The following is an 18,807-nucleotide window of genomic DNA, read 5'->3' as shown; positions in this document are numbered from 1 at the left end:
GATTTTGGGCAATCAACCCACCATATAGGTCGCTGTTGCGCTGGCAATATATACCTGAGCTTCGTTATGCAGTTCCACACGGGCTACCGCCACTTTATTGCCGGCGCGCAGCAGGGTGCTGGTCGCGGTAAAACGTTCGCCGCGACCCGGACGCAGGTAGTCCACGCGCAGGTCGATGGTTCCCATGCGGGAAAGCCGCTGGCGCAGCTCTTCTTCATTGATGGTTTCATGGCGGGTAAGGGTGCTGCCAACGCAGACCAGACCTGCGGCGACGTCCAGCGCGGAGGCGATTACACCGCCATGCAGAATGCTTTGCGCCCAGTTGCCGACCATCATCGGCTGATTATTAAAGCTGAGCTGGGCAAACGCTTTTTCATAGCGCTCCAGTTCGAGGCCGAGGGCGCGGTTAAACGGCATGTGATAGACGAAAATCTCCCCCACCAGTTTCAGAGCTGCTTCGGCAGTAAGTTCAGACATAACACCGGTTCCATTCGTTAATAAAATGTTGATTTTATGCTTCTAAAATATTGATTTCCACTTTCGGAGTGGATTTGGGGGCAGGGGATTAATAAACAGGTAGAATGTCTTCAGGTGAAACAAAAATAAAAACTATTTATCAGGAGACCAGCATGCGTATCTCTTTGGCCTGCCTGGCGGCGCTGTGCGCGCTACCGGCTGGTGTTATGGCGCAGGATGCGTCGGTACACGACAAACCAGCAGTGCGCGGCAGTATTATCGCCAACCTGCTACAGGATCATGATAATCCTTTTCTGCTCTACCCTTATGAAAGCAACTATCTGCTCTACACGTGGACCAGCGATCTCAATAAAGAGGCGATTCGTAGCTATGACTGGGCCGAAAATGCCCGTAAAGATGAAGTCAAGTTTCAGCTGAGCCTCGCCTTCCCGCTGTGGCGCGGCATCCTGGGGGATAATTCGCTGCTCGGCGCGTCCTATACCCAGAAGTCCTGGTGGCAGCTCTCCAACAGCAAAGAGTCGGCGCCGTTTCGCGAAACCAACTACGAACCCCAGCTGTTTCTTGGCTTTGCCACCGACTATCAGTTTGCCGGCTGGACGTTGCGCGATATCGAAATGGGATATAACCACGACTCGAATGGCCGCTCCGATCCCACCTCGCGCAGCTGGAACCGGCTCTATGCCCGCCTGATGGCGCAAAATGGCAACTGGTTGGTGGAAGTGAAACCCTGGTATGTGGTGGGCAGCACCGATGATAACCCGGACATCACCAAATATATGGGCTATTACCGCCTGAAGTTGGGTTACCAGCTGGGCGAGGCGATCCTCAGCGCGCAGGGGCAGTATAACTGGAACACTGGCTACGGCGGGGCGGAGTTGGGGGTGAGCTATCCCATCACCAAACATGTTCGCGCTTACACCCAGATCTACAGCGGCTACGGGGAATCGCTTATCGACTACAACTTTAATCAAACGCGCGTCGGCGTCGGGCTAATGCTCAACGATCTGTTTTAATCGTTGCACTCTGGCTCGCAGGCGCTGAAAATAGCGCCTGTTTTCTTTTCAGGCAAATGGGGTCAACGTGGCACAGGCGGAAGTATTAAATCAGGAATCGCTGGCTAAGCAGGTTTTACAAGAGACCTTCGGCTACCAGCAGTTCCGCCCTGGCCAGGAGACGATTATCGAGACGGTGCTCGAGGGCCGTGACTGCCTGGTGGTCATGCCGACCGGTGGCGGCAAGTCACTGTGTTATCAGGTACCGGCGCTGGTTATGGGCGGCCTGACGGTAGTGGTCTCGCCGCTGATCTCGCTGATGAAAGATCAGGTCGATCAGCTGCTGGCCAACGGCGTGGCGGCGGCCTGTCTGAACTCGACCCAGAGCCGCGAACAGCAGCAGGACGTGATGGCCGGCTGCCGCAGCGGGCAGGTTCGTCTGCTGTATATCGCCCCGGAACGGTTGATGCTCGACAACTTCCTTGAGCATCTGGCGAACTGGAATCTGGCGATGCTGGCGGTGGACGAAGCGCACTGCATCTCCCAGTGGGGCCATGACTTCCGCCCGGAATATGCCGCGCTGGGCCAGCTTCGTCAGCGGATGCCGCAGATCCCGTTTATGGCGTTGACCGCCACCGCCGATGACACCACCCGCCGCGATATCGTCCGTCTGCTGGGACTTAACGATCCGCTCATACAGGTCAGCAGCTTCGACCGGCCGAACATCCGCTATATGCTGATGGAGAAATTCAAGCCGCTCGACCAGCTGATGCGCTACGTCCAGGATCAGCGCGGCAAATCGGGCATTATCTACTGCAACAGCCGTTCGAAAGTGGAAGATACCGCCGCGCGTCTGCAGAGCCGCGGCATCAGCGCGGCGGCTTACCATGCCGGCCTGGAAAACGACGTGCGCGCCGACGTGCAGGAGAAATTCCAGCGCGACGATCTGCAGATTGTGGTGGCGACAGTGGCCTTTGGGATGGGCATCAACAAGCCGAACGTCCGCTTTGTGGTGCATTTTGATATCCCGCGCAATATTGAATCCTACTATCAGGAGACCGGCCGCGCCGGGCGTGACGGCCTGCCGGCGGAAGCGATGCTGTTTTACGATCCGGCGGACATGGCGTGGCTGCGCCGCTGTCTGGAAGAGAAGCCCGCCGGGCCGCTGCAGGATATCGAACGGCATAAGCTGAACGCGATGGGGGCGTTTGCTGAAGCCCAGACCTGTCGTCGTCTGGTGCTGCTGAACTACTTTGGCGAAGGACGCCAGGAGCCGTGCGGCAACTGCGATATCTGTCTTGATCCGCCGAAGCAGTACGATGGCTTAATGGACGCCCGTAAGGCGCTCTCCACTATTTATCGGGTCAACCAGCGCTTCGGGATGGGTTACGTGGTGGAAGTCCTGCGTGGCGCCAACAATCAGCGCATCCGTGAGATGGGCCACGATAAGCTCCCGGTATACGGCATCGGCCGGGAACAGAGTCACGAGCACTGGGTGAGCGTGATCCGCCAACTGATTCACCTTGGGCTGGTGACGCAGAATATCGCCCAGCACTCCGCGCTGCAGCTGACCGAAGCCGCACGCCCGGTGCTGCGCGGCGACGTCCCGCTGCAGCTTGCCGTACCGCGTATCGTGGCGCTGAAGCCGAAGGCGATGCAGAAATCCTTCGGCGGTAATTACGATCGTAAGCTGTTTGCCAAGCTGCGCAAATTACGTAAAGCGATTGCCGATGAAGAAAACATTCCCCCGTACGTGGTCTTCAACGACGCGACGCTTATTGAGATGGCGGAGCAGTCGCCGCTAACCGCCGGCGAAATGCTCAGCGTCAACGGCGTGGGGACACGTAAACTCGAGCGTTTCGGCAAGCCGTTTATGGCGCTGATCCGGTCGCATGTCGATGGCGACGACGAGTAGTCAGCTGGCTATAAAAGTGCCAGAATAGTTATCCTCTTCATTATTTTCCTGCGAGTTAACTATGCTGATGCTTTTCCTTACCGTGGCGCTGGTGCATATCATTGCGCTGATGAGTCCGGGGCCGGATTTTTTCTTTGTCTCACAAACGGCCATCAGCCGCTCGCGCAGAGAGGCGTTGATGGGAGTGCTGGGGATCACCTGCGGCGTAATGATCTGGGCGGGGGTAGCGCTGCTCGGCCTGAACCTGATCCTCGCCAGAATGGCGTGGCTGCACAACATCATTATGGTCGGCGGGGGCTTGTACCTGTGCTGGATGGGCTACCAGATGCTGCGCGGCGCGTTGAAAAAAGAGGCGGTGTCCCCGGCAGAGCCGCAGGTTGAGCTGGCCCGCAGCGGACGCAGCTTCCTGAAGGGATTGCTGACCAATCTGGCGAACCCGAAAGCGATTATCTACTTCGGCTCGGTGTTCTCGCTGTTTGTCGGTGACAGCGTTGGCGCCGGCGCGCGCTGGGGCATTTTTCTGCTGATTATCATGGAGACGCTGGCCTGGTTTATGGTGGTTGCCAGCCTGTTCGCCCTGCCGGGGATGCGCCGCGGCTATCAGCGGATGGCGAAGTGGATCGACGGTATCGCCGGCACGCTGTTTGCGGGCTTCGGCATCCACCTGATTATCTCGCGTTAACCTGGCGTGATGCTCCACCCGGCTATATCCGGGTGGAGAAAGTGTCAGTGGCGAAGCCGCTGCAGCTCGTCTTCAGACAGACCGGTCATTTCCATAATCGCTTCGTCATCAATACCGCGTTTGCGCATCGCTTCGGCAACCTGCAGCAGGGCCTGATGTTTGCCTTCCTTTATACCTTCCTTTATACCTTGCTGTACGCCTTTCCTGATGCCTTTTTCCATACCTTCTGCGAGCCATGTTTCCGCCAGCGTCATCAGTAATCCTCCATGCTGCGGCACGCGCTGTGCCAGCCCGTATAAGAGTGTCCGAGTATCCTCGGCATCCCCTGCCTGAGCCATATAGTTTACCAATACGGTGATTTGTTGTCCGCTCATCTGCTCCAGCATTAAGAGTTGGGTCAACTTATCCAGCAATTGCGCCATATCGCGCTGACGGATGTGTTTTTGCACCAGCGTCAGGGCCGCCATGCTGCGGTGCTGCATAATGTCGTCGTCGGGGATCACCGTGATATCGACCAGCGGAAACGCTCCGCTATAGAGCTGGCGGGCGGTCTCGGGATCGGCGAAATTATCCAGCCAGCTCATAGACCAGGGATAGGGGCTGCGTCGTCCCTGATAGAAGAGGACCGGGATAACCAGAGGCAGCGTTTTATGGCCGTTCTCCAGATGGCGCTGCATGGCGGCGACGGCATAGCGCATTAAGCGAAAGGCCATCAGTTTATCGGGTGCGCTCTGGTGCTCGATCAGAACATGGACATACCCCTTACCGCGGGTGGTTTCCAGCGAATAGAGAATATCGCTGTAGTAGGGCCTGAGGTCGTCTTCAAGAAAGCTGCCGGATTCCAGACGTAGGGTATCCAGTTTGCAGATCGCTGTTAACGCCGGAGGCAGGTGGATCTCGATGAAATCGCGCGCCGTCTCTATCCGTGAGAGAAAAGTTTTAAATACCGCATCATGAGGGGTCGCCGTTTCTGCCATCGCCGTTCATCCGTGAATCACCTATCTGGCGGCATCCTGGCACGGTGGGCTCAGCGTCGACAGCCGGCAAAAAAATTAATTTCCCGCTTTGCGCGCCGGCTCGCGCAGAGAGATTGCTTCGCCCGCCAGGCGAACCTCTGTTTGCGAGCGAGATTTCATCATTCAGGCGTGACGGGCGGAGGCGAGCAGCGCCCCAACCAGCATAAACAGTGAACCAAAGACTTTGTTCAGCGCCTTCATCTGCTTTGGCCCTTTAATCCAGGCTGAAATGCGCTGCGCCAGGGTCGCATAGCCAATCATCACAATGATATCGACGACGATGGTGGTGACGCCCAGAACGAGATACTGCATCACCTGGGGCTGATGGGGCAGGATAAACTGCGGAAACAGGGCGGCCAGAAAAACAATGCTTTTGGGATTGGTGAGATTCACGAACACCGCGCGCTGGAACAGTTTGCCGCGCGTCTGCGCCTTCGCCAGCGTATTCAGGTCGATGGCCCCTGCCGCGCGCCATTGCTGGATACCCAGCCAGATAAGATAGGCTGCGCCGGCCCATTTCAGCACCTCAAAGGCCAGCACCGAGCGGGAGAACAGGGTGCCGAGACCGACGCCGACCAGCACGATATGAATGGCCAGCCCGGTCTGCAAACCGGCAATTGACGCCGCCGCGCCGCGGTACCCGTGATTAATGGAAGTGGTCATGGTATTAATCGCTCCGGAACCCGGGGACAGGCTGAGAATGATTGATGTCAGCAGGTAGGCGAACCACCACTCAATGGTCATGAGAAACTCCCTGATTGTCTGTTTTTATGCCACAATACGCTATTGTGTCAGCATTGTGTGATGCACGGCAAAAAAACGATTTTCAGCGGTTAACAGGGGTGTAAACCCGATGTTTGGGCAGAAAAAGGACTGGGAAACACGAGAAAACGCGTTTGCGGCCTTTAGCATGGGGCCGCTGACGGATTTCTGGCGACAGCGCGAAGAGGCTGAATTTAAAGGCGTCGATGATGTACCGGTACGCTTTGTTCGCTTTTGCGCGCAAAATCACGATCGACTGGTGCTGATTTGCCCTGGGCGCATTGAAAGCTACGTGAAGTATGCTGAAGTGGCCTACGATCTCTTTCACAGCGGCTTTGACGTGATGATCATCGACCATCGCGGTCAGGGTCGCTCGGGTCGTCTGCTCTCTGATACTCACCGCGGGCACGTGGTGAACTTCAGCGATTATGTTGATGACCTGGCTGCGCTCTGGCAGCAGCAGGTGGTCCCCGGCCACTGGCGAAAACGGTTTATCCTCGCTCACTCTATGGGCGGGGCGATTGCTACGCTCTTTCTGCAACGCTACCAGGCGCATTGCGATGCGATTGCGCTCTGCGCGCCGATGTTCGGGATTATCATTCGGCTGCCGGACTGGATGGTGCGTCATATTCTTGACTGGGCTGAGGGCCATCAGCGCATTCGCGAAGAGTATGCCATCGGCACCGGACGCTGGCGGGCGCTGCCTTTTGCCGTTAACGTGCTGACGCACAGTCGACAACGCTATCGTCGTAACCTGCGCTTCTATGCCGACGAGCCGCGACTGCAGGTCGGCGGCCCGACCTGGCACTGGGTGCGCGAAGGCATGCTGGCCGGTGACGAAGTGCTGGCGAATGTGGAAAAAGATACCGCCCCGACGCTGCTGCTGCAGGCGGAGGAGGAGCGGGTAGTCGATAATCTGATGCACGACCGCTATTGTGAATTACGGGCCGCCGCCGGCCATCCCTGTGAGGGCGGAAAGCCGCTCGTCATTGAAGGGGCATACCATGAGATCCTTTTTGAAAAGGACGCTATGCGCTCAGTCGCGCTCAATGCCATCGTCGAGTTTTTCAATCGACATACTTAATCCGACGATAACGCTCGTCGCCCTGCTTAGAGGTTAACTTTTTTATGTACCAGGTTGTTGCGTCTGATTTAGACGGCACGCTGCTTTCCCCCGATCATTTCCTGACCCCCTATGCCAAAGAGACGCTGAAGCTGCTTACCGCCCGTGGGATCAATTTCGTCTTCGCCACCGGCCGACACTACATCGACGTCGGGCAGATCCGCGATAATCTCGGCATCCGGTCGTACATGATCACCTCTAACGGCGCCCGCGTTCACGATAGCGATGGTCAGCAAATCTTCGCCCATAACCTCGACCGTGATATTGCCGCCGACCTGTTTGAGATCGTGCGTAACGATCCGAAAATCGTCACTAACGTCTATCGGGAAGATGAGTGGTATATGAACCGCCATCGCCCGGAAGAGATGCGCTTTTTCAAAGAGGCGGTGTTTAACTACAAGCTGTATGAGCCGGGCGAACTGGATCCGCAGGGGATCAGCAAGGTGTTCTTTACCTGTGAGGATCACGAACATTTGCTACCGCTTGAGCAGGCGATGAACGCCCGCTGGGGCGATCGCGTGAACGTCAGCTTCTCCACCTTAACCTGCCTGGAGGTGATGGCGGGTGGGGTATCGAAGGGGCATGCGCTGGAGGCAGTGGCGAAAATGCTCGGCTACAGTCTGTCAGATTGCATCGCTTTCGGCGACGGCATGAACGACGCCGAGATGCTGTCGATGGCCGGCAAAGGCTGCATTATGGCCAACGCCCACCAGCGGCTGAAGGATCTGCATCCGGAACTGGAAGTGATCGGTAGCAACGCCGACGATGCGGTCCCGCACTACCTGCGTAAGCTATACCTCGACTGACAAAGATTGACGACTGGCGAATAATTACCCAGTCGTCAACCTGACTCTTCGCTACAATGCCTGTTCTTTATCCAACGAGACGACCATTGTGGCGCTGTTAATTATCACCACTATCCTGTGGGCCTTTTCTTTTAGCCTGATTGGCGAGTACCTGGCCGGTAGCGTCGACAGCTATTTTTCGGTACTGATGCGCGTGGGCCTGGCGGCGCTGGTGTTCCTGCCTTTCCTGCGCACGCGAGGCCAGTCTCCGCGCACGATCGTGCTCTATATGCTGGTGGGCGCGATGCAGCTTGGCATCATGTACCTGCTGGCCTTCCGCGCTTATCTCTATCTGACGGTCTCGGAATTCCTGCTGTTTACCGTGTTTACCCCGTTGTATATCACGCTGATCTACGATCTGCTCAGCGGACGGAAACTGCGCTGGGGCTATCTGCTGAGCGCCGCGCTGGCGGTGCTGGGGGCGGCGATTATCCGTTACGACAAAGTCAGCGATCATTTCTGGACCGGGCTGTTATTGGTGCAGTTGTCAAACCTCTGCTTCGCCATCGGGATGGTGGGTTACAAGCGCCTGATGGAGGTGCGTCCGATGCCGCAGCACAATGCCTTTGCCTGGTTCTATGTCGGGGCCTTTATCGTGGCGGTGGCGGCGTGGTTTATGCTCGGCAACGCCCAGAAGCTGCCGACCACCACGCTGCAGTGGAGCGTGCTGGTGTGGCTCGGCGTGGTGGCTTCCGGGCTGGGCTACTTTATGTGGAACTATGGCGCCACCCAGGTGGATGCCGGCACGCTGGGGATCATGAATAACGTCCATGTCCCCGCCGGGCTGCTGGTTAACCTTGCCATCTGGCAGGAGCAGCCGCACTGGCCGAGCTTTATTAGCGGAGCGTTGGTGATCCTGGCCTCGCTGTGGGTCCATCGACGCTGGGTCGCTCCGCACTCCGGACAAACGGCAGATGATCGCAGGCGTGGTTCCGCGCAGAGCGAATAAACGCTTCGGTGACCGGTTGACGCTGCTCGCCATCGCGAACGGCCGCGTACAGCCGGCTCCATAATCCCTCTCCCAGGGTTTTGGTCACCACCAGACCCTGGCGTTCAAAACTTTCCACCACCCAGTGCGGCAGCGCGGCGATGCCCATCCGGGCTGCCACCATCTGGATCAGCAACAGCGTGTTATCGACGCTTTTCAGCTGGGGGCTGATACCGGCCGGCTGCAGGAAATGGCGCCAGATGTCGAGGCGTCCGCGCTGTACGGGATAAATCAGCAGCGTTTCCGCGGCCAGATCCTCCGGCGTAATCAGGGTCTTCATGGCTAAGGGGTGCTCAGGCGCCAGCACCAGGCGCACCTCATAATCAAACATTGGCGAGTAATGCAGACCGCTGCGCGGCAGGATATCGGAGGTCATCACCAGATCCAGTTCGCCCTGCTGCAGCGCAGGCTGCGGGTCGAAGGTGACGCCGGAATGGAAGTCGACTTCCACGTGTGGCCAGCGGGCGCGGAAATTCTCCAGCGCCGGCGTCAGCCACTGAATACAGCTGTGGCATTCGATAGCCAGCCGCAGCCGGGTCTGCTGCGGTTCGTTACAGTCCTGCAGGGCGCGGGCGATCTGCGGCAGCACCTGGTTGGCCAGCTGTAAGAGGATCTCCCCCTGAGGGGTAAAACGCAGCGGCTGGCTCTTACGCACAAAGAGACGAAAGCCAAGACGCTGTTCCAGATCGCTGAACTGGTGAGACAAGGCGGACTGGGTCTGGTGCAGGGCAGCCGCTGCGCCCGCCAGTGAACCGCTATTCCGCAACGCTTGCAGCGTTTTCAGATGTTTAATTTCGATCATGAAAGTCCTTCACTTCGCCATGAGCAATTTGCGCTTGAGGAATATACAGTAACTGCCAATTATGGATGTGTAAACATCTGGACGTCTAAAACTCGTCATATTTCGACTTGCAGATGCGTTGGCTGCCTCGCTTACCCCAGTCACTTACTTCAGTAAGCTCCTGGGGATGCGCATCGTTGCCGCCTTCCTGCAAGCCGAACTATTTAGAGTTTTTCTTCAGATTCAATGAAATAAGAGAGGAACAAAAATGACAATTATTAACCACACCCTCGGTTTCCCTCGCGTTGGCCTGCGTCGCGAGCTGAAAAAAGCGCAAGAGAGCTACTGGGCGGGCAATGCCACTCGCGAGGAGCTGCTGGCGGTAGGCCGGGAACTGCGCGCCCGTCACTGGGAGCAGCAGAAGCAGGCCGGGATTGACCTGCTGCCGGTGGGCGATTTCGCCTGGTACGACCATGTTCTGACCACCAGCCTGCTGCTTGGCAACGTGCCGGCTCGTCATCAGAACAAAGACGGCTCTGTCGATATCGATACCCTGTTCCGCATTGGCCGCGGCCGCGCGCCCACCGGCGAGCCAGCGGCCGCCGCGGAAATGACCAAGTGGTTCAACACCAACTATCACTACATGGTGCCGGAGTTCGTGCAGGGCCAGCAGTTCAAACTGACCTGGACCCAACTGCTGGATGAAGTGGACGAAGCGCTGGCGCTGGGCCACAAGATCAAGCCCGTGCTGCTGGGGCCGGTGACTTATCTGTGGCTGGGCAAAGTGAAAGGCGAACCGTTTGACCGTCTGAGCCTGCTGAATGCCATCCTGCCGGTTTATCAGCAGGTGCTGGCCGAACTGGCGAAGCGCGGCATTGAGTGGGTGCAGATTGATGAACCGGCGCTGGTGCTGGAGCTGCCGCCAGCGTGGCTGGAGGCCTTTAAACCGGCTTATGACGCCCTGCAGGGCCAGGTCAAACTGCTGCTGACCACCTATTTTGAAGGCGTTAGCGACAATCTCGAGACCATTGCTGCGCTACCGGTCCAGGGGCTGCACGTCGATCTGGTCCACGGTAAAGATGATGTCGCCGAACTGCATAAACGTCTGCCGGCCGACTGGCTGCTGTCCGCCGGCCTGATCAACGGGCGTAACGTCTGGCGCGCCGATCTCGCCGAAAAGTATGCGCAAATTAAAGACCTCGTCGGTAAGCGCGAGCTGTGGGTCGCTTCATCCTGCTCTCTGCTGCACAGCCCGATCGACCTGAGCGTGGAGACGCGCCTTGATGCGGAAGTGAAGAGCTGGTTTGCCTTCGCTCTGCAAAAATGCGGTGAGCTGGCGCTGTTGCGCGATGCGCTGAACAGCGGCGATACGGCGGCGATTACCGAGTGGAGCGCGCCAGTCCATGCTCGTCGCCATTCGTCTCGGGTACACAACCCGGCGGTGGAAAAACGGCTGGCGGCGATCACTCCTCAGGACAGCCAGCGCGCCAGCCCCTATGAGGTTCGCGCTCAGGCACAGCGTCAACGCTTTAACCTGCCGGCCTGGCCGACCACCACCATCGGGTCATTCCCGCAGACGACCGAGATCCGCGGCCTGCGCCTGGACTTCAAAAAGGGAAATCTTGACGCCAGTCATTATCGTACCGGCATTGCGGAACATATTAAGCAGGCGATCGTCGAGCAGGAGCGGTTAGGATTAGACGTACTGGTGCACGGGGAAGCCGAGCGGAACGATATGGTGGAATACTTCGGTGAACATCTGGACGGTTTCATCTTCACGCAAAACGGCTGGGTGCAGAGCTATGGCTCCCGCTGCGTGAAGCCACCGGTGGTGATCGGCGACGTCAGCCGTCCGCAGGCGATCACCGTCGAATGGGCGAAGTACGCGCAGTCGCTGACCGACAAGCCGGTGAAAGGGATGCTCACTGGACCGGTGACGATTCTGTGCTGGTCCTTCCCGCGGGAAGACGTCAGCCGTGAAACCATCGCGAAACAGATTGCGCTGGCCCTGCGTGATGAAGTGGCGGATCTGGAGGCGGCCGGTATCGGCATCATCCAGATTGATGAGCCAGCCTTGCGCGAAGGTTTACCGCTGAAGCGCAGCGACTGGGATGCCTATCTGCAGTGGGGTGTGGAAGCCTTCCGTCTTAACGCTGCGGTGGCCAAAGACGATACTCAGATCCATACCCACATGTGCTATTGCGAGTTCAACGACATCATGGACTCCATCGCCGCGCTGGATGCTGACGTGATCACCATTGAAACCTCGCGTTCCGACATGGAACTGCTGGAGTCGTTCGAAGTGTTCGAGTATCCCAATGAGATCGGGCCGGGAGTATATGATATTCACTCGCCAAACGTACCGAGCGTGGAGTGGATCGAAGCGCTGCTGGAAAAAGCCGCGCAGCGTATCCCGGCGGAGCGGCTGTGGGTCAACCCGGACTGCGGCCTGAAAACCCGCGGCTGGCCGGAGACGCGCGCCGCGCTGGCGAATATGGTGCAAGCGGCGCGGAATCTGCGCCAGTCCGCTTGATCGTCACCGGAAAAATCAAAAAGGAGGCATTTGCCTCCTTTTTTCATGCTTTGGGCGATTACCCTTTTTTTCCGCCATACTGCGCAAACCAGGCCAGCATTCGCTGCCAGCCGTCTTTGGCTGACTCTTCGTGATAGCTGGCGCGATAGTCGGCGTTAAAGGCGTGATCGGCTTCGGGATAGACCACGATTTCCGCTGTGGCGTTAGCCGCCCGCAGCGCCTGACGCATCGTCTCGACGGTGTCCTGCGGAATGCTGGCGTCTTTCGCACCGTACAGGCCGAGCACCGGGGCGTTGAGATCGACGGCGATATCCACCGGATGTTTTGGCGAATTCAGCGATTTTTCTCCCACCAGCTTGCCGTACCAGGCCACTGCCGCTTTAAGCTGCGGGTTATGTGCGGCATACAGCCAGGTGATGCGTCCGCCCCAGCAGAAGCCGGTGATCAGCAGACGATGGGCATCGCCGCCATGACGCGCCGCCCAGCTGGCGACGTGGTCGAGATCCGCCAACACCTGCGCGTCCGGCACCTTGGTAACCAGCTCTTTAAACAGGGTTGGGATATCGTGATACTCATTCGGATCGCCCTGACGGAAGTACAACTCAGGCGCGATAGCCAGATAGCCTTCCTGCGCCAGGCGGCGACAAAGATCGCGAATATGCTCATGCACGCCGAAAATTTCCTGTACCACGATGACGATCGGCAATGGGCCATCGACGTTTTTCGGACGGGCATGGTAAGCCGGCATGTTTTCCCCCTGAGAGGGAATAGAGGTCTCTCCGGCGACAATATGCTCTTCCGGCGTATGAACGGCGGTTGCGGCGTGCGGCGAGGCTGCAGGTGCGAATCCAGGTTGCTTGGTGGTGGTCATGGTATTCTCCGTACCCTTATTTATTAGCGCATCAGTAACTATAGACCCTTTACCTTTAGTTCGGGCGGTAATAAAGCACAGTGCCTGAAAGCGGCTATCTTTTGTTCTGTGACGATGAATATAACTTGTTAATGTGATGTGTATCACTATTTACTGAAAAACAACTGCAATCATTATTGTTCTTGGTGACTATCATCACAAAATGTTGCCTGGGGCTTCTGTACAGTACCGTTTTGCTTCTGCTGATAATTCGACCCACAGAGGAGTTTTTTATGTCCAAGTCTGATGTTTTTCATCTCGGCCTCACCAAGAACGATTTACAAGGGGCTACGCTGGCTATCGTCCCTGGCGATCCGGAGCGTGTGGAAAAGATCGCCGCGCTGATGGATAAGCCGGTTAAGCTGGCATCCCACCGCGAATTTACCTCCTGGCGCGCGGAGCTGGACGGCAAACCGGTGATCGTCTGCTCCACCGGCATCGGCGGCCCGTCTACGTCTATCGCTGTGGAAGAGCTGGCGCAGCTTGGCGTACGTACCTTCCTGCGCATTGGCACCACCGGCGCCATTCAGCCGCACATCAACGTTGGCGATGTGCTGGTGACTACCGCTTCCGTTCGCCTGGACGGCGCCAGCCTGCACTTCGCGCCGATGGAATTCCCGGCCGTCGCAGATTTCGCCTGCACCACCGCGCTGGTGGAAGCGGCGAAATCCATTGGCGCCACCACCCATATCGGCGTGACCGCCTCTTCGGATACCTTCTACCCGGGCCAGGAGCGTTACGACACCTTCTCCGGTCGCGTGGTGAGCCGCTTCAAAGGCTCTATGGAAGAGTGGCAGGCGATGGGCGTGATGAACTATGAAATGGAATCCGCTACGCTGCTGACCATGTGCGCCAGCCAGGGCCTGCGCGCCGGGATGGTGGCTGGGGTTATCGTTAACCGTACCCAGCAAGAGATCCCTAACGCCGAAACCATGAAGCAAACCGAAAGCCACGCGGTTAAAATCGTCGTCGAAGCGGCGCGCCGTCTGCTGTAATTAAACCGCTTTCCCTTCAGGCCGGATCCTCCGGCCTTTTTTTTGCGTCGCCTCTCGCAGGAAATTCCTTTTAAACTGGACGTTTGTACAGCACAATTCTATTTTGTGTCATCAGGTTATCGCAGGGGGCGTCGTGGATCTCTCCATTATTATCAGCGCGGTTATCGCACTGGCTGCCGGGTTAATCGTCGTCTGGCTGGCGACCAAAGCGCGCGCCGATCAAATTCGGGCCGATCTTATCGAGGAGCGGCGAGAGCTGGATATTGAGCTGAGCGCTGCCCGTCAGCAACTGGTACAGGAAGCCCACTGGCGTGAAGAGTGCGAGCTGCTGAACAACGAGCTGCGCAGCCTGCGGGATATCAATACCTCGCTGGAGGCCGATCTGCGTGAGGTTACCACCCGGCTCGAATCCACCCAGCTGCATGCGGAAGATAAGATCCGCCAGATGGTGAACAGCGAGCAGCGCCTGAGCGAGCAGTTTGAAAACCTCGCCAACCGCATTTTCGAACACAGCAACCGACGCGTCGATGAGCAAAATCGCCAGAGCCTGCATGGCCTGCTGACACCGCTGCGCGAACAACTTGACGGGTTCCGCCGGCAGGTGCAGGAGAGCTTCGGTCAGGAGGCGCGAGAAAGGCACACCCTGGCGCATGAGATCCGTAACCTGCAGCAGCTGAACGCGCAGATGGCGCAGGAGGCGCTGAACCTGACCAAAGCGCTGAAGGGCGATAACAAAACCCAGGGCAATTGGGGGGAAGTGGTTCTCACCCGCGTGCTGGAGGCCTCCGGCCTGCGGGAAGGCTATGAGTACCAAACCCAGGTCAGCATCGAGACCGACAACCGCTCGCGGATGCAGCCGGACGTCATCGTGCGCCTGCCGCAGGGTAAAGACGTGGTTATCGACGCCAAAATGACCCTTGTCGCCTATGAGCGTTATTTCAACGCCGAGGACGACTACACCCGCGAAGTCGCGCTGCAGGAGCACCTTGCTTCGGTGCGAAATCATATTCGCCTGCTGGGGCGCAAGGATTATCAGCAACTGCCAGGCCTGCGCTCCCTCGACTATGTGCTGATGTTTATTCCCGTCGAGCCGGCATTCCTGCTGGCCATCGACCGTCAGCCCGAGCTTATCAGCGAGGCGCTGCAAAATAATATTATGCTGGTTAGCCCGACGACGCTGCTGGTGGCCCTGCGCACCATCGCCAATCTGTGGCGTTATGAGCACCAAAGCCGCAACGCGCAGAAGATCGCCGAGCGGGCGGGGCGCCTTTACGACAAAATGCGCCTGTTTGTGGACGATATGTCCGCTATCGGCCAGAGTCTGGATAAAGCGCAAGAGAACTATCGCCAGGCGATGAAAAAGCTCGCTTCCGGGCGCGGTAATCTTCTGGCCCAGGCGGAGGCTTTTCGCGGGTTGGGCGTGGAGGTCAAGCGCGGGATTAATCCTGATTTAGTTGAACAAGCCATTGCTCAGGACGATCAATATCGTCTCGAAGAGGAGGATAACCTGCCGGAAAATGAGGCATTTTCACCCGACTCTGCCGAGCCGGTGCGTAGCCGGGAGGCGGCTCCGCCACGCTGAAACGTATGGGAAATGCGCTGAGTCTGATACACTCAGTGAACATTTTCTTGAAAAGCAAGCAGGCATAAAGATGGTTGAGGATTCACAAGAAACGACGCACTTTGGCTTTCAGACGGTCGCTAAAGAGCAGAAAGCAGACATGGTGGCGCATGTATTCCATTCTGTCGCCGCAAAGTATGATGTGATGAATGACTTGATGTCGTTTGGTATCCATCGTTTGTGGAAGCGTTTCACCATCGACTGCAGCGGCGTACGTCGCGGGCAGACCGTGCTGGATCTGGCGGGGGGGACCGGTGATTTGACGGCTAAGTTTTCCCGTCTGGTAGGGGAAACCGGCCGCGTTATGCTTGCTGATATCAATGATTCAATGCTCAAAATGGGCCGCGAAAAGCTGCGCAATATCGGCATCGTGGGTAACGTTGAGTATGTTCAGGCCAACGCGGAAGCCCTGCCGTTTGCTGATAATACCTTTGACTGCATCACCATCTCTTTCGGTCTGCGTAACGTGACCGACAAAGAGAAAGCGCTGCGCTCGATGTACCGCGTGCTGAAGCCGGGTGGACGTCTGCTGGTGCTGGAGTTTTCTAAACCCATTATCGAACCGCTGAGCAAAGCCTACGACGCTTACTCCTTCCATATCCTGCCGAAAGTGGGCGAGCTGGTGGCAAAAGATGGCGACAGCTATCGCTACCTGGCGGAATCTATTCGTATGCATCCGGACCAGGAAACCCTGAAAGGGATGATGCAGGATGCAGGCTTCGAAAGCGTGGACTACTACAACCTGACGGCGGGTATCGTTGCTTTGCATCGCGGTTACAAGTTCTGACAGGAGGGACGCTATGCCTTTCACACCCCTGGTGACCGCTGGCATTGAAACGGCGCTAAATACTTTCCTCTGGCGCGACAAAGCGCTAAAACCCGCCCGCCAGCGCCTGCTGGGCAAGGTATTGCGGGTACAGCTGCAGGATTTCGCTACGCCCGTGGTGCTGGTGTTCAGTGAACGCCAGGTTGATGTTCTGAGCGCCTGGGACGGAGAGGCTGACTGCACCGTGATTACCCGGCTCAGCGTGCTGCCAAAACTACGCAACCGTCAACAACTGACGGCGCTTATCCGTAGCGGCGAGCTGGAAGTGCAGGGCGATCTGCAGGTGGTGCAGAACATGGTCACCCTGTGCGATCTGGCAGAGTTCGATCCCGCTGAGCTGCTGGCGCCTTATACCGGTGACATCGTGGCCGAAGGCGTCGGTAAAGTCCTCCGCGGCGGCGCTCAGTTTTTACTGAAGGGCGCGCAGCGCCAGCAGCGTTATGTCGCTGAAGCGATCACTGAAGAGTGGCGCCTGGCACCGGGGCCGCTGGAGCTGGCCTGGTTTGCTGAAGAGACGACGGCTATTGAACGCGCGCTGGCCGCACTGGAAAAACGGCTGGAAACGCTGGAGGGCAAATGACGCCAGGAGAATTACGGCGCCTGTATTTCATCATCCACACCTTTTTGAGCTACGGGCTCGATGAGCTTATCCCCAAAATGCGGATCACGCTGCCGCTGCGTATCTGGCGGCGGATGCTCTTCTGGATGCCAAACCGCCATCAGGATCAACCTCTTGGCGCCCGTCTGCGGCTGGCGCTCCAGGAGCTGGGGCCGGTGTGGATTAAATTCGGCCAGATGCTATCCACGCGGCGGGATCTCTTTCCGCCGCATATTGCCGATCAGCTGGCGCTGTTGCAGGATCGCGTGGCGCCCTTTGAAGGGAAGCTTGCGCAGCAGCAGATAGAAAAAGCGATGGGTGGCCTGCCGGTGGAGGCCTGGTTTGATGATTTCTCCGTTGAGCCGTTAGCCTCGGCGTCTATTGCCCAGGTGCATACCGCGCGTCTGAAAGAGAACGGCAAAGAGGTGGTGATCAAGGTTATCCGTCCGGATATCTTGCCGATCATTAAAGCGGACATGAAGCTCATCTATCGCCTGGCGCGCTGGGTGCCGCGACTGCTGCCTGACGGCCGCCGTCTGCGCCCGCAGGAGGTGGTTCGTGAGTATGAAAAAACGCTGCTGGACGAGCTGAATCTGCTGCGGGAATCCGCCAACGCCATTCAGTTGCGGCGTAATTTCGAAGACAGCCCGATGCTGTATGTGCCGGAAGTGTACCCCGATTACTGCAGCGAAAGCATGATGGTGATGGAGCGCATCTACGGCATTCCGGTGTCCGACGTGGAGGCGCTCGAGGCTCAGGGAACCAATATGCAACTGCTGGCGGAGCGGGGTGTGCAGGTCTTCTTCACCCAGGTGTTCCGCGACAGCTTTTTCCATGCCGATATGCACCCTGGCAACATCTTCGTCAGCTACGAGCACCCGGAAGATCCGCAGTATATTGGTATCGACTGCGGTATTGTCGGCTCGCTGAACAAAGAAGATAAGCGCTATCTGGCGGAAAACTTTATCGCCTTTTTCAACCGCGATTATCGTAAGGTTGCCGAGCTGCACGTCGACTCCGGTTGGGTTCCGCCGGACACCAATGTTGAAGAGTTTGAGTTCGCGATCCGCACGGTCTGCGAGCCCATCTTTGAGAAGCCGCTGGCGGAGATCTCCTTCGGCCACGTGCTGCTAAATCTGTTCAACACCGCGCGGCGCTTCAATATGGAAGTCCAGCCGCAGCTTGTTTTGCTACAGAAGACATTACTTTACGTAGAAGGGGTAGGCCGGCAGCTCTATCCTCAGTTAGACTTGTGGAAAACGGCGAAGCCTTTCCTTGAGTCGTGGATCAAAGATCAGGTCGGTATTCCGGCGCTGGTGCGCGCGTTTAAAGACAAAGCGCCGTTCTGGATCGAAAGAATGCCTGAAATACCTGAGCTGGTGTATCAGAGCCTGCAGCAGAGCAAACAGCTGCAGACCAGCGTCGATACTATCGTGCGGGATATGCATGTGCGTCATGTGCGCCAGGGCCAATCCCGCTATCTGTTTGGTATAGGCGCGGTTTTATTGCTCAGTGGTACGCTGCTCTTTATCCATCGCCCTGAGTGGGGAATGATGCCCGGCTGGCTGATGGCCGGCGGTATCGTGACCTGGCTGATTGGCTGGCGAAAAACCCGCTGATCGGTTCGCCTCTTCATGACGCAGGCTTATTTGCGCAAAATCATGCCGGTGGCCTGACGGCGAGGCGGCTGGCAGGATGGCGTGTATAATGCGTCCACATAATTCATCATCTGTCATAGGGGAA

17 protein-coding genes are annotated in these 18,807 nt (G+C 57.5%); 12 read left to right on the top strand and 5 right to left on the bottom strand.

Going from position 1 to position 18,807, the window contains the following annotated elements; all coding sequences use genetic code 11:
- Positions 1-12: 12 nt before the first annotated feature.
- Positions 13-477, bottom strand: a complete 465-nt coding sequence (gene yigI, locus ABLU50_RS12400) for an acyl-CoA thioesterase YigI (protein ID WP_087832700.1) — start codon at positions 475-477, stop codon at positions 13-15.
- A 152-nt stretch (positions 478-629) separates the two neighbouring features.
- On the opposite strand from yigI, the gene pldA reads away from it, so the two are divergent.
- From pldA to rhtC, 3 genes are all read left to right on the top strand, one after another.
- Entirely contained in the window at positions 630-1,490 is an 861-nt protein-coding gene (gene pldA / locus ABLU50_RS12395) for a phospholipase A (RefSeq protein ID WP_087832701.1), read from the top strand.
- 67 nt (positions 1,491-1,557) lie between these two features.
- Complete coding sequence (gene recQ / locus ABLU50_RS12390; protein WP_004886773.1) at positions 1,558-3,384, top strand: ATP-dependent DNA helicase RecQ; 1,827 nt, start codon at positions 1,558-1,560, stop codon at positions 3,382-3,384.
- A gap of 61 nt (positions 3,385-3,445) precedes the next feature.
- Positions 3,446-4,066, top strand: coding sequence for a threonine export protein RhtC (rhtC, locus tag ABLU50_RS12385; RefSeq protein ID WP_087832702.1), 621 nt, complete (start codon positions 3,446-3,448; stop codon positions 4,064-4,066).
- Positions 4,067-4,110: 44 nt separating this feature from the next.
- Here rhtC and ABLU50_RS12380 read toward each other — a convergent pair whose 3' ends face one another.
- Positions 4,111-5,043, bottom strand: coding sequence for an Rpn family recombination-promoting nuclease/putative transposase (locus ABLU50_RS12380; protein WP_004886770.1), 933 nt, complete (start codon positions 5,041-5,043; stop codon positions 4,111-4,113).
- A 162-nt stretch (positions 5,044-5,205) separates the two neighbouring features.
- Entirely contained in the window at positions 5,206-5,826 is a 621-nt protein-coding gene (rhtB, locus tag ABLU50_RS12375) for a homoserine/homoserine lactone efflux protein (RefSeq protein ID WP_002883411.1), read from the bottom strand.
- A 109-nt stretch (positions 5,827-5,935) separates the two neighbouring features.
- Here rhtB and pldB point away from each other — a divergent pair, with 109 nt between their 5' ends.
- The 3 genes from pldB to ABLU50_RS12360 all read left to right on the top strand — a co-directional run bounded on the left by pldB (position 5,936) and on the right by ABLU50_RS12360 (position 8,761).
- Complete coding sequence (gene pldB, locus ABLU50_RS12370; protein ID WP_004886768.1) at positions 5,936-6,928, top strand: lysophospholipase L2; 993 nt, start codon at positions 5,936-5,938, stop codon at positions 6,926-6,928.
- 44 nt (positions 6,929-6,972) lie between these two features.
- Positions 6,973-7,773 carry a sugar/pyridoxal phosphate phosphatase YigL gene (gene yigL / locus ABLU50_RS12365; protein ID WP_017899394.1) on the top strand — a complete coding sequence of 267 codons (801 nt, stop codon included), beginning with the start codon at positions 6,973-6,975 and terminating at the stop codon, positions 7,771-7,773.
- A gap of 88 nt (positions 7,774-7,861) precedes the next feature.
- Complete coding sequence (locus ABLU50_RS12360; RefSeq protein ID WP_002883414.1) at positions 7,862-8,761, top strand: carboxylate/amino acid/amine transporter; 900 nt, start codon at positions 7,862-7,864, stop codon at positions 8,759-8,761.
- On the opposite strand, the gene metR is transcribed toward ABLU50_RS12360, so the two are convergent.
- Entirely contained in the window at positions 8,649-9,602 is a 954-nt protein-coding gene (gene metR, locus ABLU50_RS12355; protein ID WP_017899391.1) for an HTH-type transcriptional regulator MetR, read from the bottom strand. The two genes, ABLU50_RS12360 and metR, sit on opposite strands and share 113 nt — an antisense overlap.
- Positions 9,603-9,849: 247 nt before the next feature.
- On the opposite strand from metR, the gene metE reads away from it, so the two are divergent.
- Positions 9,850-12,114 (top strand): 5-methyltetrahydropteroyltriglutamate--homocysteine S-methyltransferase, encoded by a 2,265-nt coding sequence (gene metE / locus ABLU50_RS12350; protein WP_049116946.1) that lies wholly within the window; start codon positions 9,850-9,852, stop codon positions 12,112-12,114.
- A gap of 58 nt (positions 12,115-12,172) precedes the next feature.
- Here the strand turns inward: metE and ABLU50_RS12345 are convergent, their stop codons facing one another.
- Positions 12,173-12,985, bottom strand: a complete 813-nt coding sequence (locus tag ABLU50_RS12345) for a dienelactone hydrolase family protein (RefSeq protein ID WP_004886756.1) — start codon at positions 12,983-12,985, stop codon at positions 12,173-12,175.
- Between the two features lie 272 nt (positions 12,986-13,257).
- Between ABLU50_RS12345 and udp the strand changes: the two genes are divergently transcribed.
- The 5 genes from udp to ubiB all read left to right on the top strand — a co-directional run bounded on the left by udp (position 13,258) and on the right by ubiB (position 18,683).
- Positions 13,258-14,019, top strand: a complete 762-nt coding sequence (gene udp / locus ABLU50_RS12340; RefSeq protein ID WP_002883419.1) for a uridine phosphorylase — start codon at positions 13,258-13,260, stop codon at positions 14,017-14,019.
- A gap of 133 nt (positions 14,020-14,152) precedes the next feature.
- Positions 14,153-15,601, top strand: a complete 1,449-nt coding sequence (gene rmuC / locus ABLU50_RS12335) for a DNA recombination protein RmuC (RefSeq protein WP_323084280.1) — start codon at positions 14,153-14,155, stop codon at positions 15,599-15,601.
- A 70-nt stretch (positions 15,602-15,671) separates the two neighbouring features.
- The gene (gene ubiE / locus ABLU50_RS12330; RefSeq protein ID WP_004886751.1) at positions 15,672-16,427 is read left to right on the top strand and encodes a bifunctional demethylmenaquinone methyltransferase/2-methoxy-6-polyprenyl-1,4-benzoquinol methylase UbiE; all 756 of its coding nucleotides are present in this window, start codon (positions 15,672-15,674) and stop codon (positions 16,425-16,427) included.
- Positions 16,428-16,440: 13 nt separating this feature from the next.
- On the top strand, positions 16,441-17,046 hold the full coding sequence (locus ABLU50_RS12325; protein WP_004886750.1) for an SCP2 domain-containing protein: 606 nt from the start codon (positions 16,441-16,443) through the stop codon (positions 17,044-17,046).
- Positions 17,043-18,683 carry a ubiquinone biosynthesis regulatory protein kinase UbiB gene (gene ubiB, locus ABLU50_RS12320; RefSeq protein ID WP_004886748.1) on the top strand — a complete coding sequence of 547 codons (1,641 nt, stop codon included), beginning with the start codon at positions 17,043-17,045 and terminating at the stop codon, positions 18,681-18,683. Before ABLU50_RS12325 ends, ubiB begins: the two co-directional genes overlap by 4 nt.
- Positions 18,684-18,807: the final 124 nt, after the last annotated feature.

The organism is Klebsiella sp. GG_Kp173, from assembly GCF_040062415.1.
Classification (GTDB): Bacteria; Pseudomonadota; Gammaproteobacteria; order Enterobacterales; family Enterobacteriaceae; genus Klebsiella; species Klebsiella quasipneumoniae.
This window is presented reverse-complemented; position numbering and strand designations above follow the sequence as displayed.